Origin of the sequence: Actinomadura sp. 6N118, assembly GCF_044326415.1 — a bacterium.
Taxonomy (GTDB): Bacteria; Actinomycetota; Actinomycetes; order Streptosporangiales; family Streptosporangiaceae; genus Spirillospora.
This window is the reverse complement of record NZ_JBIRAZ010000013.1, coordinates 18,259-36,140: the sequence shown is the minus strand read 5'-3', so window position 1 is coordinate 36,140 and position 17,882 is coordinate 18,259. Positions and strand designations below refer to the sequence as shown.

The window sequence follows — 17,882 nt, the reverse complement described above, 5'->3', positions numbered from 1 at the left end:
CCGTGTCACTCGGCGGCATGCCGGTCCAGGAAGGCGTAGACATCGGCCTCGTCGACTCCCGGAAAAGCGCCGGGTGGCAGGACCGACAGCACGTGGGAATGGGCGCGGGCCGAGGGCCACGCCATTCCCTCCCACCGGTCGGCGAGCTCCTTCGGCGGCCGCTGGCAGCAGTCGCCGTCCGGGCAGGCCGACTTGACCCTGTTGGTGGACTCCCGGCCGCGGAACCAGCGTGAGTCCTCGAACCGCACGCCCAGCGTGATCGCGAAGTCCCGCTCGTGCGACGGGTCGATATGGGAGAGGCACCAGTACGTGCCGGTCGGGGTGTCGGTGTACTGGTAGTAGACCGAGAAGCGGTCGGCGGCGCTGAAGACGTGGCGCCCGGCCCACTCCCGGCACATCCGCTGGCCCTCGATCGCACCGTCCTCGTCCTGCGGGAAGAGCAGGCCGTCGTTGGCGTACGCCTTGTAGATGGTGCCGTTCTCGTCGTTCTTGGTGAAGTGCAGCTGCAGGTCGAGGTGATGGGTCGCCACGTTGGTGAAGCGGTGCGCGGCCATCTCGTACGAGACGGCGAAGACGTCGGCCAGGTCCTCCACCGACAGCTCGCGGGCCTCCTTGGCCTCCTGGAGGTACGGGGCGACCGCGCGCTCGGGCAGAAGGATCGCGGCGCCGAAGTAGTTGGCCTCCACCCGCTGGCGCAGGAAGTCGGCGAAGTCGCGCGGCTGGTCGTGGTCGAGCGCGATGTGCCCGAGGGTCTGCAGCAGGATCGTGCGGGGCGTGTGCATGCCGAGCTGCTCGCGCTCCAGGTAGATCCGCCGGTTGCGCAGGTCGGTGATCGAACGCACCGAGCGGGGCAGGTCCTGGACGTACTGCAGGCCGAAGCCGAAGTGGCCGACCAGCGTCATCAGCATGCCCTGCGACACCGGGCCGCGCCGGTAGCCGATCGCGTCGAGGGTGCGCGCCGCCACCGTCTCGATCTCGCCGAAGTAGTTGCCGCGCTCGTGCATCTGGCGCCGTAGCTCGGCGTTGGCCTTGCGGGCCTCCTCCGGGCTCGCGGTGGGCTTGGTGCGGCTGCGCCGCAGCTCACCGTAGAGGGCCAGGATGTGCTCGATCACCTCGTTCGGCATGCGCTTGCTGACCTTGAGGTGCGACAGGCCGAGCGTCTTGTACAGCGGATCGCGCTGGGCCTCCTCCAGGGCGATCTCGAGCTGGGCGCGCCGGCTGGGCGGCTGCCGGCGCAGCAGCTCCTCCACCGGGACCTCCAGCGCCGCGGCCAGGGACTGCAGGAGCGAGAGCTTGGGCTCGCGCCGCCCGTTCTCCAGCAGGGAGAGCTGGGACGGCGCCCGGCCGACCCTCGCGCCGAGGTCGGACAGCGTCATGCCGCGGCCGCGCCGGAGATGGCGGAGCCGCTGGCCGAACGTGACGAGATCTACGTCACTCGTCAAGTTGAGGGGTTCTTCTGGCCGCAAGGTCGTCACGGGTTGATGATACCGGAAATTTCGACAATCTTTCGTTACTCGCGAGTTCATTAAGGGCTTGATCCAGGGGCAGACTCAGGCTCAAGCACCCAGGGGACGACACAGAAGGGCAAGACAATGAGCGATAGTCGCCTCAAGGGCGCAGCCGACGAGCTGCAGCGTCAGTGGGACACCGATGAGCGTTGGGCGAGCATCGAGCGGACCTACTCCGCCGAGGACGTCGTCCGGCTCCGCGGTTCGGTCCAGGAGGAGTTCACCCTCGCCCGCCTTGGCGCGGAGCGGCTGTGGCAGCTGCTGCACGAGGAGGACTACGTCCACTCGCTCGGCGCGCTCACCGGAATGCAGGCCGTCCAGCAGGTGAAGGCCGGGCTCAAGGCCATCTACCTGTCGGGCTGGCAGGTCGCCGCCGACGCCAACCTGGCGGGCCAGACCTACCCGGACCAGAGCATCTACCCTGCCAACTCGGTCCCGCAGGTCGTGCGGCGCATCAACAACGCCCTGCTGCGCGCCGACCAGGTGCAGTGGTCCGAGGGCTCGGGCGACACGCACTTCCTCGCCCCGATCGTGGCCGACGCCGAGGCCGGCTTCGGTGGTGTGCTGAACGCCTTCGAGCTGATGAAGGGCATGATCGCCGCCGGTGCGGCGGGCGTGCACTGGGAGGACCAGCTGGCCTCCGAGAAGAAGTGCGGCCACCTCGGCGGCAAGGTCCTCATCCCGACCTCGCAGCACATCAAGACCCTCAACACGGCCCGCCTCGCGGCGGACATCTCCAATGTGCCGTCTCTGATCATCGCGCGGACCGACGCCGAGGCCGCGACCCTGATCACGACGGACGTGGACGAGCGCGACCGCGAGTTCATCACCGGCGAGCGCACCGCCGAGGGCTTCTACCGGGTCACCAACGGCATCGAGCCCTGCATCGCCCGCGCCAAGGCCTACGCGCCGTACTCCGACCTCATCTGGATGGAGACCGGTACCCCGGACCTGGAGCAGGCCCGCAAGTTCGCCGAGGCCGTCAAGGCCGAGCACCCGGACCAGATGCTGGCCTACAACTGCTCGCCTTCCTTCAACTGGAAGAAGCACCTGGACGACGCGACCATCGCCAAGTTCCAGCGTGAGCTCGGCCACATGGGCTTCAAGTTCCAGTTCATCACGCTGGCCGGCTTCCACGCCCTCAACCACGGCATGTTCGACCTGGCCTACGGCTACGCCCGCGAGGGCATGACGGCCTACGTCGAGCTGCAGGAGCGCGAGTTCGCCTCGGCCGACCGCGGCTTCACCGCCGTCAAGCACCAGCGCGAGGCCGGTACCGGCTACTTCGACCAGGTCAGCACCGCGATCGCCCCGAACTCGTCCACCACGGCGCTCAAGGGCTCCACCGAAGAGGGCCAGTTCCACTAAGGCCAGTGCCGCTATGGCCAGCTCCACTAAGGCCAGCTCCACTAAGGACGGCCGGTCACCACCGGCCATGAGAAGGTCCCTCCGGCTCCTACACCCCGGAGGGGCCTTCTCGTGTCCGCCGTCCGGTCAGGCCCGTCAGGTCCCCGCGGCGGCCAGATCCGGCAGCGCGCTCGACATTTCTCTCTTATCCGGCCAATGTAGACAGGCTGTTTGATCACTCAAGGGAGAGGATCCAACGATGGCCTTGCGCCACCCTCCGCAGCTTCGCCTGCGCCGTACCCCCGGGCGCGTCCTTCCTCTCGCCCTCGCCGCCGTCAGCGTGGTAGCGCTGGCACCCGCGGCGACCGCCGACCGCACCCGGTACACCCCTGGTGCGTCCGGGGTCGGCGACGAGTACTTCCCCTTGGAGGGCAACGGCGGGTACGACGCCCAGCACTACCATCTCGACCTCGCCTACGACCCCGACTACGACCAGCTCGACGGCGTCGTGACGATGACCGCCCGCGCCACCCAGAACCTGTCCAGCTTCAACCTGGACCTGTCCGGCATGGACGTCGAGCGCGTCAAGGTCGACCGGCAGAAGGCCTCGTTCACGCGGCGCGGCCAGGAACTGACCGTGAAGCCCCGCAAGGGCATCCGGAAGGGCCGGACCTTCAAGGTGACCATCACCTACGGCGGCGTCCCGCAGACCATCGTGGGGTCGCCGATCGTCTTCGGCTCGCCGTACGGGTTCCTCCACACGCCGGACGGCGCGTTCGTCGGCGCGGAGCCCAACGGCGCCTCCACGTGGTTCCCGTCCAACGACCACCCGAGCGACAAGGCGAAGTACGACTACACCATCAAGGTCCCCAATGGCCTGAGCGCCGTCACCAACGGCGTCCTGAAGAGCAAGACGTCACAGGCCGCCTCGTTCAGCCGCCGCCGTTCCGCGACCCAGGCCAACGTCTTCAAGTGGCATGAGGACAGCCCCATGGCGACGTACCTCACCACGCTCGACATCGGCAAATGGCAAGTGAAGACCGGCAAGTCGCCGCTTGGGACGCCCAACTACACCGCGGTCGACCCCACGCTCATCGCGGCCCAGCCGAACGCGGTCGACTTCTTCTTCAACACCACCAACGAGGCCACGGACCTCTGGACCAAGACCTTCGGCCCGTACCCGTTCAACACCGCCGGCGCCATCGCCGACGACGCCCGCTTCAACGACCAGCCGCTCGGCTTCTCGCTGGAGACCCAGGGCAAGCCCGTCTACTCGGCGGTCCGGGACACGACCACCATCGCGCACGAGATGGCGCACCAGTGGTTCGGCAACAGCGTCTCCCCGGCGCGCTGGAAGGACATCTGGCTGAACGAGAGCTTCGCGACCTGGTCGCATCTCTGGTGGAACGAGAAGCAGGGCGGGGCCAAGGTCGCCGACGCGGTACGGGCGACCTACAACGCCAGGCCGTTCCCAGACCCGGCGGGACGCCCCTTCTGGTCGGTCGTCGTCGCCGACCCCAAGCGCGACACCATGTTCAACAACCGCGTCTACAACGGCGGCGCGATGGTGCTGCAGTTCCTGCGCGAACGCATCGGCGACGAGAAGTTCTTCCTGCTGCTGCGCACCTGGGTCAAGAAGTACGCGGACAAGAACGTGACGACCGAGCAGTTCACTGCCCTGGCCAACCAGATCTCCGGCCAGGACCTGACCCAGTTCTTCAAGACCTGGATCTACTCCCCCGGCAAGCACCCGCTGCCGTAAGCGGCCCACTGCCGTAGCGGTCCGCTGCCGTAGCGGTTCGCCGTCGTAAGTGGTCCGCTGCCAAAGAAGTCCCCTCCGTGCTGGCCGGACCGGGCATCGCCCGGTCCGGCCTTCGCGCGCTCCGGGGCTTTCGTGAATTTTGCATGGAGCCGCCTCCGGATCCTCCCTATGCTCCTTGTAAGTGAGCGTCTTTCCGTGGGTGGCGTGGTACGCGCTCCGCCGGTACACCGCCTACCCGCTCAGCTCCATCGCCGAGTCCATCACCAACACCGTCTTCGCGTTCATGCGGGCGTACGTGTTGATCGCACTCTGGCAGGCCCGCCCGGCGCTGGGCGGCTACGACGTCACCGACGCGATCACCTTCTGCTTCCTCACCCAGGCCTTGATCGGGCCGGTGCAGATCTTCCGCGGGCTGGAGCTCAGCGACCGCATCCGCAGCGGCGACGTGGCGATCGACCTCTACCGGCCGGTCGGCCTGCAGGGCTGGTGGCTGGCCGACGACCTGGGCCGGGCCACTGCCGAGTTGCTGCTCCGCAGTGGCCTCCCGATGGTGGCCGGGATGCTGGTCTTCACCCTCCGCCCTGCCGGCCCCTGGGCGCTCGCGGCGTTCACCCTCGCGTTGCCGCTGGCGGTTCTCGTGAGCTTCGCGATCCGCTACCTGGTCGCGCTTGCGGTGTTCTGGCTGCACGACGACCGCGGTCTGCAGGCCATCGCGCTGGTCATGTCGCTGTTCTTCTCGGGCATGATCCTGCCGCTGGTGGTGTTCCCCGGCTGGCTGGGCGACATCGCGCGGGTCCTGCCGTGGGCGGCGCTGGTCCAGGTGCCGGCCGACATCTACCTCGGCAAGCGCACCGGCTCCGACCTGGTCGCGGCCCTGGGGTTCCAGGCCGCGTGGGCGGCGGCGCTGCTGGCGGCCGGTGCCCTGCTCACCGTCGCGGCGCGGCGGAAGCTGGTGATCCACGGTGGCTGAGCCGGTGGTGCCGGGCGGGGTGGTCCGGGTGTACGGGCTGCTCGCCTGGACATGGATCCGGGCGGCGGCGCAGTACCCGGTGTCGATGGTGCTGCTGACCTTCGCGACGGCCGCGGTGAGCATGCTCGACGTGGCCGCGATCATGGTGATGTTCACGCGCGCGCCGCGCATCGCCGGGTTCACCGCGCCGGAGGTCCTGTTCCTGTACGGGACGTCGGCGCTCTCGTTCGCGCTCGCGGACATAGTGTTCGGGACCACCGAACGGCTCGGGAAGCACATCCGGGAGGGCACGCTCGACGCCATGCTGGTGCGCCCAGTGAGCCCCCTCGTGCAGATCGCCACCGAGGACTTCTCGCCCAGGCGGCTCGGCAAGCTGATCCCGGCGTCGGTGGTGCTGGCTCTGTCCCTGCCCCGGCTGGACGTGGACTGGACCGCGGGCCGGGCGGCGATGATCCCGGCGATGGTGCTGGCCGGCGTCGCGATCTTCTCCGGGCTGTGGGTGCTGACGGCCTCGCTGCAGTTCGTGCTGATCGACGGGCACGGGGCGACCAAGTCCGTCACGTACGGCGGCGCTTTTCTCACGCAGTACCCGCTGAGCATGTTCGCCCGGGACTTCGTGCGCGGGGTGACCTTCGTCGTCCCGCTCGCGTTCGTGAACTGGCAGCCCGGGCTGTACGTCCTGGACCGCGCCGACCCGCTCGGCCTGCCCGGGGCGGCGCGTTTCGCCTCTCCGGCGGTCGCCGTGGTGGTCTGCGTGCTGGCGGGGTTCGTCTGGCGGGCCGGGCTCCGCCACTACCGGTCGACGGGGAGCTGAGGAACATGATCGAGGTCGCCGGGGTCGGCAAGTCGTTCACCGTGCGTCGGCGGTCCGGGCGCATCCGCCGGAGCCGGACCACGGTCGCCGCGGTGGACGACGTCTCGTTCCACGTCGCGGCGGGCGAGTTCGTCGGCTATCTCGGGCCGAACGGCGCGGGCAAGTCGACGACCATCAAGATGCTCACCGGGATCCTCACGCCCTCGTCCGGCTCGGTGCGGGTCTGCGGCCTGGATCCCTCCCGGCAGCGCACCACGCTGGCCCGGCGGATCGGCGTGGTCTTCGGCCAGCGCACCACGCTGTGGTGGGACCTGCCGCTGCGCGACAGCCTCACCCTGATCCGGCACCTGTACCGGGTCGACGCGGCCGCGCACCGGTCCCGGCTGGCCGAGCTGACCGGGCTGCTCGAACTCGGCCCGTTCCTCGACACCCCGGTGCGCCAGCTCAGCCTGGGCCAGCGGATGCGCGGCGACCTGGCGGCGGCGCTGCTGCACGACCCCGAACTCCTGGTGCTCGACGAGCCCACCATCGGCCTGGACGTGGTGAGCAAGGCGACGGTCCGGGAGTTCCTGGCGCGTCTCAACTCCGAACGCGGCACCACGATCCTGCTCACCACGCACGACCTCGGCGACATCGAACGGCTCTGCCGCCGCGTCATGATCATCGATCATGGGCGGCTGGCGTACGACGGAGACCTCGCCCGGCTGCGCGCCACCGTGGACGCCGACCGGATGCTGGTGGTCGAGCTCGCCCGGCCGGGCCCGCCGATCTCCCTGCCTGACGTGGTCGTGGAGCGCGTCGAAGGGCCGCGCCAGTGGCTACGGTTGCCCCGTACGGCGAACGCGGCGGCGGTGGTGGCCGCCCTGGCCGACCGCCATGAGGTGCGGGACATCGCGCTGCGGGACGCCGACATCGAGGAAGTGGTCGCCCGGCTCTACCGTCAGGTGGGGACCCTGGCAAAGTAGTCCGGCTGCTCCTCCAGATCGTCGTCGGAACGGCGGCCCGACCACCGGCGCGGCGCCCAGGTGGGGGCCATCAGCGCGAATCCCATCATCGCGTAGACGCCCGTCCCGAGCAGCATGCGCAGGCCGGAGTCGAGCTCGCCGCCGGGCGGCACCTTGTCCGGCAGGTCGAGGACGCGGCCCGGGTCGATCAGAAAGTAGACCGAGAATCCAATAAGGGTCAGCGCGGGCACGAGGGACACCAGCGGCGACGCCCAGCGGGCCACGATGATCACGCCCACGATCAGGCCGACGGCCGCCAGCAGGGCGAACGCCCCGTACATGCGCGTGCTGTCGGTGATCTGCTGGCCCGTGCCATCGAAGGACTGCCCGGCCTGCACATATCCCCAGGCAGAGCCGTACACGAGCGCAGGGGCCAGGAGGACGCCGAGGAGGAAACCGAAGGCGTGGCGCACGCTCATCACATCCCATCAGCACGGGCCCGCGGGAGGCGGGAGGCGGGCTCTCGTCCGGGTCCCATCACAGCACGCACATCCGGCACAGCGCAGCAAATCAGGACATGAGGCTTGGCCGACGACGGACGCGCCTCATCCTAGATGACTGTTTGGATGCGGTTTGTCGGGGCATCGGCCTGCCATTCGTTCCACAAGACCCTCCGGAGGCAACGATGTCGACCGTACTGATGGTCGTCGTAGGCATCGTGATCATCGCGGCCATCGCCGGCGCCGGGTACGTGGCCTGGAACCAGGCCCGGACGCGGCGGTTGCGGCGGCAGTTCGGCCCCGAATACGACCGGGCCGTGGAGCGCCACGGCGGCCGGGCCGCCGCGGAGCGGGAACTGCTCTCCCGCCGGCAGCGGCACGAAGAGCTGGAGCTCCACGATCTCGAACCGCGCCAGCGCGATCTCTACCGCGAGCAGTGGGTGCACGTCCAGGAGCAGTTCGTCGACACGCCCGAGGCCGCCGTCGAGCAGGCGGACCGGCTCGTGACGGTGGTCATGGGCGAGCGCGGCTACCCGACCCGCGACTTCGACGACAAGATCGCGCACCTGTCGGTCGAGCACGGACGCACGATCGACCACTACCGCCGCGCCCACGACATCAGCGAGCGCGCCACGCAGAAGGAGGCCAGCACCGAGGATCTCCGCCAGGCGATGGTGCACTACCGGGCCCTCTTCGAGGACCTGCTCGCCGTGCCGGTGGAGGAGCGCGGCACCGTGCCGCGGCCGGCCGAGCGCCGCGGCGACGAACCCCAGGCCAGGAGCTGATCGACCATGGAGGACCGACCTGCCGACCGCCCCGGCACGCGACCGGGAAAGGCACCCGGGCCCGCCGGGCAGGAGTTGACGGCCGACGAACGCGCGAAGGCGGCGGGCACTGGCGACGCGGCGGTGACCGGGGACACCCGGGTCGCCGGCCCCGCGCCGGAGAGCGACGTGGCCACGGCGTTCCCCAACCCGCGTGACACGGCGAAATCGGAGCCGGTGGCCAAGCCGGAGGCGGCGACCAAGCCGGGGCCGGTGCCGGTGCCCGAGGCCGAGAAGCCGTCCGGGCGGGCGTCCGAGGAGCGCATCGAGCGGCTCATGGACGCCGAGGACGCCGACCGGTTCCACGCCCGCTGGCGCGACCTGCAGTCCGCGTTCGTCGACGACCCGCAGGACGCCGTGCGCAAGGCGGATGAGCTGACCACCGAGGTGGTCGAGGCGATCAAGACGTCCGTCGGCGAGCGCAAGCGGTCGCTGGACGAGCGCTGGCGCACCGAGAAGGACGCCCCCGCCGACACCGAACGGCACCGCCTGGCGTTGCGCGCCTACCGCGACCTGCTTGAGCGCCTGCTTTCCGCATGACCGGGCACCGACCCGGGTGAGCCCCGCCTCCTTACTCCCGCAGGCGGGGCTCATCCGCCTAGCCGTGCAGCTCAGTCGTGCAGCCAGCCGTGCAGCTCAGCCGTCCGGCCGGTGCTGCCGTCAGCCGTTCAGGAACGCGTTGACCGCTTCGCGGCCCTGGGTGCCGAGCTCGCGGTTCTGGATCGAGTGCGATGCGCCCTTGACGATGACGAGCCTGCCGCCTGGCGCGTACCGCAGCTCCTCCCGCGCCCATTCGAGCGGCGTCGACAGGTCACGGTCACCGTTCAGGATCAGCGTCGGGACGCGCGGAAGCCGCACACTGGGCTCGGCCGTGTGCTGTGACCTCGGCCAGTTGAGGCACTCCTGGATGAAGCCGTTGCCCACCGCGGTGTCCGCGGTGAACGGCCACACCTTGCGGGCGGGCAGGGTTCTGCGGGTGCGTTCGAGGATCTCCTGCCGGCCGGCGACGGGTGCCTCCGACGTACCCCAGGGGAACCTGCCGTCCCCGCAGACGGTCGCGATGTGGAGTCCCGAGCTGTAGCGGTTGACCGGATCGCCGCCGGAGTTCAGCAGGGCGAGCTGCTGGTCCAGCCGCGCCGGGTTCCCGTTGCGCGCCTCGTGGATCGCCCCGATCACGTCGCCGGCTCCGGCGGGCAGGCCCGCCGGGTTCGGGTCGCGGTAGGTGGGGTCGAGGAACTCGTACGTGACGATCAAGTCGAAGATCATCACGTGGTCCTTACGGTGCCGGGCCAGCCACGCCAGGTCCTTGGCGGGGTCGAACCCGCAGGCGGGGGCCACGGTACAGGCCTCACGCAGGACCCGGGCGGTGGCGCGCAGGCCGGTGAGGTAGAGCATGTCGTCGCCCTGGGGATCGACGTGCGGCAGCACCGAGTCCAGCACCAGCTTGCTCACGTTCCGCGGATGGGCGACGGCGTACCGGGCCGCGGTGAGGGAGCCATAGGAGACCCCGTCCACCACCCAGCTCCGCACCCCGAGCGCCTGGCGCAACATCTCCAGGTCACCCGTGGTCTGCTCGCTGGTGAAGTAGTGCCGCCGGTCGCCGAGGATCCCGGCGCACTCCTCGATCGCCGCGACCGTCGGCGGCTCGATGTCGGAGCTGCCGACCTGCGCCTGGAGCTGCGGGCAGTTGATCGCCCCGAAGTCGCCGGTGCCGCGCTGGTCGATCATCACGATGCGGTAGTTCTTCGCCACCTCGGGCAGCCGCTGGGCGATCCGCGTGATGAACGGGACGCCCGGCTGGCCGGGACCGCCCGTGAGGAAGAGGAGGGTGCCCTTGGGCGCGCCCGCGTTGTCCGCGGTGGCGACCTGGAGCTTGAGCTCCCCCTTGCCCTTGCCCTTGCCCTTGCCGCGATGGTCGAGCGGCACGGCCAGCATCGAGCAGGTGTAGCCCGGCTGGCCCTCGCAGGGATGGGGGTCGGAGAGCGTGGGGGGTGCCTTAGCGGATGGGGCCGATGCGGATGGGGCCGATGGGGTCGTGGGTGTCGCGGCCACCGCCGCCCCGCCGGATGCGGTGAGGGCGAAGGTCAGGGCGAACACCGCTAGGAGACGTGATCGCATGAGGCGATCATGTATCGGCCCACGCCGCCGGCATGCCCGATCAGCCGGAAGCGGCCGTGGCCCGCTCTGGCCGCCAGGTCCGGGAACAGGCCGCCGCCCGGCTCCCGCCGACAGGCCCCGGGGCTGGTGGACGGCGGTTCCGGGGTGAATACTGAACGCCATTCGGTATGTGCTGCGAAGGGGAGGCTCAAGGGTGACCGGTTTCACGATGACCATCGGCGGGCGGAGCGCGGAGGCGCACGGCACGTTCGACGTGATCAACCCCGCGACCGGTGAGGTGGCCGAGCAGGCCCCCGACGCCTCGCGTGAACAGCTGGACCAGGCCATGGCCGCCGCCCAGGCCGCCTTTCCCGAGTGGCGCCGCGACGAGGAGGCCCGGCGCAAGGCACTGCTGGCCGCCGCGGACCTCATGTTCGCCCGGTCCGAGGAGATCGGCCGGATCCTCACCCTCGAACAGGGCAAGCCGCTCCGCGACGCCACCAGGGAGGTGGTCGGCGCGGGCGTCTGGCTCAAGTACTACGCGGGACTGGAGACGCCGCGCGAGATCATCCAGGACGACGACGCCGCGTTCGTCGAGGTGGTGCGGCGCCCCATGGGCGTCGTCGCGGCCATCACGCCGTGGAACTACCCGCTCCTGCTGGCGACCTGGAAGCTGGCGCCCGCGCTGCTCGCCGGCAACACCGTGGTCCTCAAGCCCTCCCCGTACACGCCGCTGAGCAGCCTGAAGCTCGGCGAGGTCCTGCGCGAGGTGCTGCCGCCCGGAGTCTTCAACGTGGTGACCGGCGGAAACGAGCTCGGCGCCTGGATGACCTCCCACGACGTGCCCCGCAAGATCAGCTTCACCGGCAGCGTCGCCACCGGCAAGCGGGTCGCCGCGGCGGCGGCGCCCGATCTCAAGCGGGTGACGCTCGAACTGGGCGGCAACGACCCGGCGATCCTGCTCGACGACGCCGATCCGGCCGTGGTGGCCGACAAGCTGTTCGGCGCGGCCTTCCAGAACAACGGCCAGGTCTGCTCGGCGATCAAGCGCGTGTACGTGCCGGAGAGCCTGTACGCCGACGTCGTGGACGCGCTCGCCGCCAAGGCCCGTTCAGTCAAGGTCGGAAACGGCCTGGCGGAGGACGTCCAGTATGGGCCGATCAACAACAAGCCGCAGTACGACCGCGTCTCCGAGCTGGTCGCCGAGGCGCTGGCCAAGGGCGCCCGCGCCGCCGCGGGCGGCAAGCCCATCGACGGCCCCGGCTACTTCTTCGAGCCGACGATCCTGGCCGACCTCGCCGACGGCAGCCGGATCGTGGACGAGGAGCAGTTCGGCCCGGCGCTGCCGATCGTGAAGTACACCGATCTGGACGAGGCCGTCGCCCGGGCCAACGGGACGCACTTCGGCCTGTCCGGCTCGGTCTGGGGCGCCGACGCCGATCGCGCCAGTGAGGTCGCGAGCCGTCTCGAATGCGGTACCGCCTGGGTCAACACCCATCTCGCGCTCGGGCCGCACCAGCCGTTCGGGGGCTTCAAGTGGAGCGGCGTCGGCGTGGAGAACGGCCCCTGGGGCCTGTACGGCTTCACAGAGTTGCAGGTGATCCACCGTTCCAGGCACTGACCGTAGGTCACGACTTCGAGTCCGGAAAGTGACACGGCAACTACTGTTCGTTGGCCACCCGGATGGGAGACTCTCTGCGCGGGGGAGCTGAAACGGCACTGATCGGCGACCGCGGAGGCCCGGATGGACAGGTGGATCGTCGTTCGCCAGGACGACCTCGGCAACGAGTTCCCCGTGGCCACGCACGAGTCCCGCATCGCGGCCCTGGCCCAGGTCTTGGCACTGGAGAGCGGCGTTCCGCACAAGCAGCTCTACTGGATCAGCGGGCCGCCGGGGCCGAGCCTGCACACCAACCGCGACCTCTACCTGCACTTCCTTCACCTGGGCCAGGAGGCGCGGGCGAGGTCCTGGTCGCTGTCGGCGTTCCTGCGGTCGTTGTGGAAGGTGAGTGCTCCGCTCCAGACCCGGGAGGTCCTCGAACCGGACGACGTGGCGGCGATGTTCTCGGCGGCCGCCACCACGCCGCCCGCCGAGTTCGACCCGGCGTGGCGGACCAAGGATCTGTCGCTGCCGCGCGGCGAGCCGCACGGGTACGGCGACTGGGAGCGGGTGATCCTCTCCCAGCTCGCCGACCTGGCCGATTTCCTGGTCTCGCCGCCGGGCCGCCAGGCCCGTTTCGGCGTCGACGCCCCGCGCCCGGCGGGCACCGGGCGCCGGGCTACCCCGCCCCGCTGGTACAACTTCGACCCGGCCACGTATTTGGAGTGCGCCGTGGCCGGCAGCCTCGGCGGCTGGGATCCGGCGGACGGCGCCCGCGTACCGCTCACCGCCGGGTCTCCGGGCCAGGGCAAGCCGCGTTCGTATGTTCGCTCGATCACAACGATGACCTGGGCCGACCTGGCCCGGATCGCGGTGTGCGGCCAGATGTACGAGTGACGCCGTCCGCATAGGCCTGTCTGACCCGGATGCCAGAATGGGAGAGTGAGCGACAGGCCCGTCCGGTTCGAGAGCCATGGCGACTTTCGGCTGGCAGAGAGCCGGCCCCATGCGGCGCTGCGCCCGTTCCTCAACATGTACGAGGGTTACTGGGAGTCCCGGGTCGTCCCGAGCCGGATGCGGACCCTGCCCACCCGCCACACGGTCATCATCGTCAACCTCGGCCCGCCGCTCCTCCTGCACGTACCCGACCCGGCGGCGCGCCCCACCGCCTACGACTCGTTCATCGCGGGCATGCACGACGGCCACGGGATGTACGAGCACGAGGGCGGACAGCGCGGCATCCAGCTCGACGTCACCCCGCTCGGCGCCTACACGCTGCTCGGCGTCCCGATGGGCCACCTCACCAACCTGGCCGTCGATCTCGCCGATGTCCTGGGCCCGGAAGTGCCCGCGCTCGTGGACCGGCTCCAGGAGGCGCCGAGCTGGGGCGACCGCTTCGACCTCCTCGACGCGTTCCTGCTCCGGCGGCTCGAGGTCGGCCCCTCCCCCGACCCCGAGGTACGGGAGGCCTGGCGCCTGCTCACCTCGACCGACGGCCAGACGCCGGTGGCCGTGCTCGCCGGTGAGGTGGGTTGGAGCCGTAAGCACCTCACCCACCGATTCAAGGAGCAGGTCGGCCTCAGCCCGAAGGTGATGGCCCGCGTGCTGCGGTTCCAGCGCGCCGTCGAGCTCATGTCCCGGGGCGTGCCGAGCTGGGTCGACATCGCCATCACCTGCGGCTACTACGACCAGGCCCACCTCAACCGCGAGTTCCGCGCCCTGGCCGGGTGCACCCCCACGGAGCTGCTGACCGGTCAGGCCCCCGAATACCTGACCACGACCGCCCGCATGGCACCCTGACCCGCGGCAGGTCTCATTCGTCCAATACGGCCCCGTAGGCAGGCTCCTACCGTCGTCAGCAACGGCACAACAGCGAAAGGAGACAGGAATCATGACGGCACCGACGGTCTTCCCCGCCCTGAGCTACGACGACGCCCCGGCGGCGATCAAGTGGCTCACCAGCGCTTTCGGGCTCACCGAGCACTTCGTGGCGGAGGGCCCGGACGGCACGGTGGCGCACGCCGAGCTGGCCTGGGGCGAAGGCGGCATGATCATGCTGGGCTCGACGAGGGACTCCGAGGACGACACCCTCCGGACAGGGCGCTGCTGGCTCTATCTCATCGTGGACGACCCCGACGCGCACTATGAGCGCGCCGTCGCAGCGGGAGCGGAGGTGGTCCGGCCACTCAAGGACGAGGACTACGGCAGCCGCGGCTACACCGTGCGTGATCCCGAAGGGCACCTGTGGAGCTTCGGCACCTACCGGCCGGCCTCCGGAAATTGACCCGCCCCCGACCATCCGGGTCTGGACGCGGCGGCGCGGCGGGGTGACCATCGGGGTGTGGCACGGCTGATGCTGCTCGGTATCGGGACGGCCAGGTCGCCCCGGTTCGCACCGGCGGGCCTGCTGGTCGAGTACGGCCACACGCGGGTGGGTCTCGACGGCGGCCCGGGCTCCGAGCCGCCGGAGAACGTGCACGCCTGGCTGGTCACCGACGAGCACGGGCCCCTCCGCGACGACCTGCACCGGATCGCCCACGAGTCCGAGATGCTCGAACCCACGGTGGCGCCGTACTGCCACGGCACCCTGCACGTCGATCCGCTGCCGGTCGCGCATCCCCGGGCCGGCGTGCACGGCTACAAGATCACCCGGGGCCACCGGGCCGCGGTATGGGCGCCGGAGTTCGTCAAGCTGCCCGACTGGGCGGAGGCGGCCGATCTGGTGTTCGCCGGGGCGGAAGGCTGCGACGTGGAGGAGACCGCGGAGGCGGCCCGGCGGCTGGGCGTGCGGCGGCTCATCTTCGTCCGCCTGGGCGACGAGGCGTGCGCGGCCATGGACTCGGGGGAAATTCCGCCGTTCGGCGAGTGGGGCGAGGAGGGCGGGCAATACCGGATGTAACTACATACGGTGGTGCCCATGGTCTGGCTCGGTCTTCCCCTTCTCCTCGCAGGCACGATTCTGCTGTTCGCCACAGACCTCGACGTGGCGGGCACGGTCCTGATGACACTCGGCGCGGTGTCGGTCGTCACGGGGATCCTCCGGCTCCGCCGCCGCTCGAAGGACCGCGCAAAGGGCCCTTCGGCGGTCGAGGCGTACTACCGGACGAGCACCGGGAAGATCGCCGCAATGATCGCCGCGGTGGTCTACATCGTGTCCCCGATCGACATCGTCCCCGACCCGCTGCTCCCGTTCGGGATCGTCGACGACGCCACCGCCCTGACGTGGCTGGTCATCGCGTTCAGCCAGGAGGCCGCACGCCGTCGCCGCCGCCGCGAGGCCCTTGACGCGCAGGGCCGCCAGGCCTGAGCACGGCGGCCAAGAAGGGCAGCGGGAACAGCAACAGGAAGAGGTTCGGCAGCCACCAGGTGAGCGAGAAGTCGCCCCGCAACGCCCAGAACGCGATCGCCTGCAGGCCCGCCGTGCTCGTCAACGTGAGCGAGACCGTCATCAGCGTCTGCCAGCCCCGCGGTCGGCAGAGGCTCGCCAGCCCCGTCAGGCTCGCGGCCAGATCGAGCGGGAGGAACGAGGTGTTCCAGTCGCTCAGGATGGGATCGGCGTAGTCCTTGTACGCCAGGTCCTGCGGGATGAGCCCGCCGCACGCGACCACCCAGTAGAGCAGGAAGCCCACATCGGTCAGCAGCATGGCCACCTTGGTCGGCCCGAGGATCCGCTCGTTCATCCGTGGCTCATCCCGCCGCCGAGATTCATCACGATCACGCCGACCACGATGATGCCCGCGCCGATGATCGCCACCGGCCTGACCGGCTCGTCGAAGAGCAGCACGCCGCCCGCGAAGGCGCCCACCGTGCCGAGCGCCGACCAGATCGCGTAGACCGGGCCCACGTTCAGCGCCGTCAGCGCCTTGGCCAGCAACAGGAACGAGACGAGATAGCCGATCACCACGATCGCGGACGGGCCGAACTTCGAGAACCCCTCCGAGGCCCGCAGCGACAGGGTCGCGGTCACCTCGGTGGCGATGGCCAGCCCGAGCAGCACGTACGGCACTTCAGTCCCCTCCAGGGATCAGTTCGCTCAGCCGGGCGCGGACCTCCCGGTGGAGGTCGTCGCGCGGCGGGGCCAGGTCGAGCAGCCGCGCCATCCACCACCCGTCCACCGCGAGGCGCACGAGAGTGGCGGTCGCCGGATCGAGGCCGTCGTCGGCAATGCGGCGCTGCCAGAACTCGTAGCAGCGCCGCAGCGCCCCCAGGACCTCCGGGCCGCCGGACATCCCGGCGAGCAGCGCCACCGACACCTGGTCGAACCGGTCCCGCGCCGGAACGTCGTCCACTGGGATCGTCGCCTCCAGCCAGGCCCGGGTGAACGCGCCCGGCGGGGATCCCGGCGGTGGCAGTTCCGCCTCGAACCGGTCCACCAGCCGGCCGAGCACCCCTTCGACCAAGGCGCGCTTGGACCCGAAGTGATGGAGCAGCCCGCCCTTGCTGACCCCGGCCTCGGCGGCGACGGCGTCCAGCCTGACGGCGTCTGCCCCGCCCGTGACGAGCATTCGTTCGACGGCATCCAGGATCCGGTCCCTCATCAAGCCTCCAAACCGTCTAGACGGTCGGTACCGAGCCTAGCCCAGCGGAGACCGGTGATCCAGTCGTTCACTCCAGCCGTTCACCCAAAGGGCGACTCAACCGCGGTGCGCGCTCGCGACGGCTTCGAAGACCTTCATGTCGGCGTCCCACGTGGTGCCGGGACGCGGCCAGTGGAGGGCGATGTCGGTGATGCCCAGCTCGGCGTAACGGCCGGCGAGATCGGCGAACGCCTCAGGCGACTCCAGCCAGGGCTCCTCGGTGAAGCCGGTGAGGAACAGCCGCCGCAGCTCGCCCGGGTCGCGGCCCTCGGCCTCGCACGCCTCACGCAGGCCCTCCAGCTGCTGGCGCACCGCCTCCTGCGGGTCGTGGCGGAGCTTGCGGCTGCCGGTGGTGACCCACAGGTCGCCCTGACGGGCGGCCACCCGGAGTCCGCGCGGCCCGGTGGCGGCGATCGCGAACGGCAGCCGTGGCCGCTGGACGCACCCCGGCGAGGTCAGCACCTCGCAAGCCGAGTAGTGCGTGCCTTCGAAAGTCACCTCGCCCCCGCGCAGCAGCGCGTCCATGAGGTCCGTCCATTCGGCGAACCTCCCGGCGCGTTCCCGGGGCGTCCACTCCTCGTCGCCGAGGATGCCGGCGTCGGACTTGCGGTTCGCGCCGCCCGCGCCGATCCCCAGCGTGAACCGGCCGCCGCTGATGTGATCGATGGTCTTGGCCGCGTGCGCGGTGGGCACCGGATGGCGGAAGTTGGGCGAGGTGACGAGCGTGCCCAGCCGGATCCGCGAGGTGATCGCCGCCGCGGCGGACAACGTGCTGTACGCGTCGTACCAGGGCGTGATCCCGCGCCAGGCGATGTGGTCGTACACCATCGCGGCGTGGAACCCCAGCTCCTCAGCGCGGCGCCAGAGCGTGCCCGCCTCCGGCCACGACTCCGTCGGCCACATGACCGTGCTGACCCTCACCTGGCTCAAGACGCCCCC

At 70.3% G+C, this 17,882-nt stretch carries 20 protein-coding genes; 13 read left to right on the top strand and 7 right to left on the bottom strand.

The genetic code is table 11. The features are described 5' to 3' along the window. Positions 1–5 precede the first annotated feature (5 nt). Positions 6–1,442 (bottom strand): helix-turn-helix domain-containing protein, encoded by a 1,437-nt coding sequence (locus ACH34W_RS30825; RefSeq protein ID WP_395964925.1) that lies wholly within the window; start codon positions 1,440–1,442, stop codon positions 6–8. 150 nt (positions 1,443–1,592) lie between these two features. Here ACH34W_RS30825 and aceA point away from each other — a divergent pair, with 150 nt between their 5' ends. From aceA to ACH34W_RS30800, 5 genes are all read left to right on the top strand, one after another. Next, positions 1,593–2,876: an isocitrate lyase gene (gene aceA, locus ACH34W_RS30820; RefSeq protein ID WP_395964636.1), complete on the top strand. Its 1,284-nt coding sequence runs from the start codon at positions 1,593–1,595 to the stop codon at positions 2,874–2,876. A 238-nt stretch (positions 2,877–3,114) separates the two neighbouring features. Beyond that, positions 3,115–4,617, top strand: coding sequence for a M1 family metallopeptidase (locus ACH34W_RS30815; protein WP_395964635.1), 1,503 nt, complete (start codon positions 3,115–3,117; stop codon positions 4,615–4,617). A gap of 181 nt (positions 4,618–4,798) precedes the next feature. Further along, entirely contained in the window at positions 4,799–5,587 is a 789-nt protein-coding gene (locus ACH34W_RS30810; protein ID WP_395964634.1) for an ABC transporter permease, read from the top strand. Further along, positions 5,580–6,401, top strand: a complete 822-nt coding sequence (locus ACH34W_RS30805) for an ABC transporter permease (RefSeq protein ID WP_395964633.1) — start codon at positions 5,580–5,582, stop codon at positions 6,399–6,401. The genes ACH34W_RS30810 and ACH34W_RS30805 overlap by 8 nt, the downstream gene beginning before the upstream one ends. 5 nt (positions 6,402–6,406) lie before the next feature. Further along, on the top strand, positions 6,407–7,366 hold the full coding sequence (locus ACH34W_RS30800) for an ATP-binding cassette domain-containing protein (protein WP_395964632.1): 960 nt from the start codon (positions 6,407–6,409) through the stop codon (positions 7,364–7,366). On the opposite strand, the gene ACH34W_RS30795 is transcribed toward ACH34W_RS30800, so the two are convergent. Next, positions 7,342–7,824 (bottom strand): hypothetical protein, encoded by a 483-nt coding sequence (locus tag ACH34W_RS30795; RefSeq protein ID WP_395964631.1) that lies wholly within the window; start codon positions 7,822–7,824, stop codon positions 7,342–7,344. The genes ACH34W_RS30800 and ACH34W_RS30795 overlap by 25 nt on opposite strands. 206 nt (positions 7,825–8,030) lie before the next feature. Here ACH34W_RS30795 and ACH34W_RS30790 point away from each other — a divergent pair, with 206 nt between their 5' ends. Beyond that, on the top strand, positions 8,031–8,630 hold the full coding sequence (locus tag ACH34W_RS30790; RefSeq protein WP_395964630.1) for a hypothetical protein: 600 nt from the start codon (positions 8,031–8,033) through the stop codon (positions 8,628–8,630). Positions 8,631–8,636: 6 nt separating this feature from the next. Next, a complete protein-coding gene (locus tag ACH34W_RS30785) occupies positions 8,637–9,209 on the top strand; it encodes a hypothetical protein (protein ID WP_395964629.1) in 573 nt (190 codons plus the stop codon). Between the two features lie 120 nt (positions 9,210–9,329). On the opposite strand, the gene ACH34W_RS30780 is transcribed toward ACH34W_RS30785, so the two are convergent. After that, positions 9,330–10,787, bottom strand: a complete 1,458-nt coding sequence (locus ACH34W_RS30780; RefSeq protein WP_395964628.1) for an alpha/beta fold hydrolase — start codon at positions 10,785–10,787, stop codon at positions 9,330–9,332. 193 nt (positions 10,788–10,980) lie between these two features. On the opposite strand from ACH34W_RS30780, the gene ACH34W_RS30775 reads away from it, so the two are divergent. The 6 genes from ACH34W_RS30775 to ACH34W_RS30750 all read left to right on the top strand — a co-directional run bounded on the left by ACH34W_RS30775 (position 10,981) and on the right by ACH34W_RS30750 (position 15,673). Next, positions 10,981–12,387, top strand: coding sequence for an aldehyde dehydrogenase family protein (locus ACH34W_RS30775; RefSeq protein ID WP_395964627.1), 1,407 nt, complete (start codon positions 10,981–10,983; stop codon positions 12,385–12,387). Between the two features lie 123 nt (positions 12,388–12,510). After that, positions 12,511–13,263 carry a hypothetical protein gene (locus ACH34W_RS30770; RefSeq protein ID WP_395964626.1) on the top strand — a complete coding sequence of 251 codons (753 nt, stop codon included), beginning with the start codon at positions 12,511–12,513 and terminating at the stop codon, positions 13,261–13,263. A gap of 45 nt (positions 13,264–13,308) precedes the next feature. Then, entirely contained in the window at positions 13,309–14,166 is an 858-nt protein-coding gene (locus tag ACH34W_RS30765; protein WP_395964625.1) for a helix-turn-helix domain-containing protein, read from the top strand. A gap of 91 nt (positions 14,167–14,257) precedes the next feature. Continuing rightward, the gene (locus ACH34W_RS30760) at positions 14,258–14,650 is read left to right on the top strand and encodes a VOC family protein (protein ID WP_395964624.1); all 393 of its coding nucleotides are present in this window, start codon (positions 14,258–14,260) and stop codon (positions 14,648–14,650) included. A 57-nt stretch (positions 14,651–14,707) separates the two neighbouring features. Continuing rightward, on the top strand, positions 14,708–15,265 hold the full coding sequence (locus ACH34W_RS30755) for a hypothetical protein (RefSeq protein ID WP_395964623.1): 558 nt from the start codon (positions 14,708–14,710) through the stop codon (positions 15,263–15,265). A gap of 18 nt (positions 15,266–15,283) precedes the next feature. After that, entirely contained in the window at positions 15,284–15,673 is a 390-nt protein-coding gene (locus ACH34W_RS30750) for a YkvA family protein (RefSeq protein WP_395964622.1), read from the top strand. Here ACH34W_RS30750 and ACH34W_RS30745 read toward each other — a convergent pair. The 4 genes from ACH34W_RS30745 to ACH34W_RS30730 all read right to left on the bottom strand — a co-directional run bounded on the left by ACH34W_RS30745 (position 15,606) and on the right by ACH34W_RS30730 (position 17,864). Next, the gene (locus ACH34W_RS30745) at positions 15,606–16,046 is read right to left on the bottom strand and encodes a DUF5360 family protein (protein ID WP_395964621.1); all 441 of its coding nucleotides are present in this window, start codon (positions 16,044–16,046) and stop codon (positions 15,606–15,608) included. The genes ACH34W_RS30750 and ACH34W_RS30745 overlap by 68 nt on opposite strands. After that, positions 16,043–16,372, bottom strand: coding sequence for a DMT family transporter (locus tag ACH34W_RS30740; RefSeq protein WP_395964620.1), 330 nt, complete (start codon positions 16,370–16,372; stop codon positions 16,043–16,045). The genes ACH34W_RS30745 and ACH34W_RS30740 overlap by 4 nt, the downstream gene beginning before the upstream one ends. A gap of 1 nt (position 16,373) precedes the next feature. Beyond that, positions 16,374–16,904 (bottom strand): TetR/AcrR family transcriptional regulator, encoded by a 531-nt coding sequence (locus tag ACH34W_RS30735; protein ID WP_395964619.1) that lies wholly within the window; start codon positions 16,902–16,904, stop codon positions 16,374–16,376. A gap of 96 nt (positions 16,905–17,000) precedes the next feature. Beyond that, positions 17,001–17,864, bottom strand: coding sequence for an LLM class flavin-dependent oxidoreductase (locus tag ACH34W_RS30730; RefSeq protein ID WP_395964924.1), 864 nt, complete (start codon positions 17,862–17,864; stop codon positions 17,001–17,003). Between the last annotated feature and the right edge of the window lie 18 nt (positions 17,865–17,882).

Coding starts and splice junctions, on each gene's coding strand:
- aceA (WP_395964636.1), top strand. CDS start 1,593: ATGAGCGATAGTCGCCTCAAGGGCGCAGCCGACGAGCTGCAGCGTCAG.
- ACH34W_RS30815 (WP_395964635.1), top strand. CDS start 3,115: ATGGCCTTGCGCCACCCTCCGCAGCTTCGCCTGCGCCGTACCCCCGGG.
- ACH34W_RS30800 (WP_395964632.1), top strand. CDS start 6,407: ATGATCGAGGTCGCCGGGGTCGGCAAGTCGTTCACCGTGCGTCGGCGG.
- ACH34W_RS30795 (WP_395964631.1), bottom strand. CDS start 7,824: ATGAGCGTGCGCCACGCCTTCGGTTTCCTCCTCGGCGTCCTCCTGGCC.
- ACH34W_RS30790 (WP_395964630.1), top strand. CDS start 8,031: ATGTCGACCGTACTGATGGTCGTCGTAGGCATCGTGATCATCGCGGCC.
- ACH34W_RS30785 (WP_395964629.1), top strand. CDS start 8,637: ATGGAGGACCGACCTGCCGACCGCCCCGGCACGCGACCGGGAAAGGCA.
- ACH34W_RS30780 (WP_395964628.1), bottom strand. CDS start 10,787: ATGCGATCACGTCTCCTAGCGGTGTTCGCCCTGACCTTCGCCCTCACC.
- ACH34W_RS30770 (WP_395964626.1), top strand. CDS start 12,511: ATGGACAGGTGGATCGTCGTTCGCCAGGACGACCTCGGCAACGAGTTC.
- ACH34W_RS30760 (WP_395964624.1), top strand. CDS start 14,258: ATGACGGCACCGACGGTCTTCCCCGCCCTGAGCTACGACGACGCCCCG.
- ACH34W_RS30750 (WP_395964622.1), top strand. CDS start 15,284: ATGGTCTGGCTCGGTCTTCCCCTTCTCCTCGCAGGCACGATTCTGCTG.
- ACH34W_RS30745 (WP_395964621.1), bottom strand. CDS start 16,046: ATGAACGAGCGGATCCTCGGGCCGACCAAGGTGGCCATGCTGCTGACC.
- ACH34W_RS30735 (WP_395964619.1), bottom strand. CDS start 16,904: ATGAGGGACCGGATCCTGGATGCCGTCGAACGAATGCTCGTCACGGGC.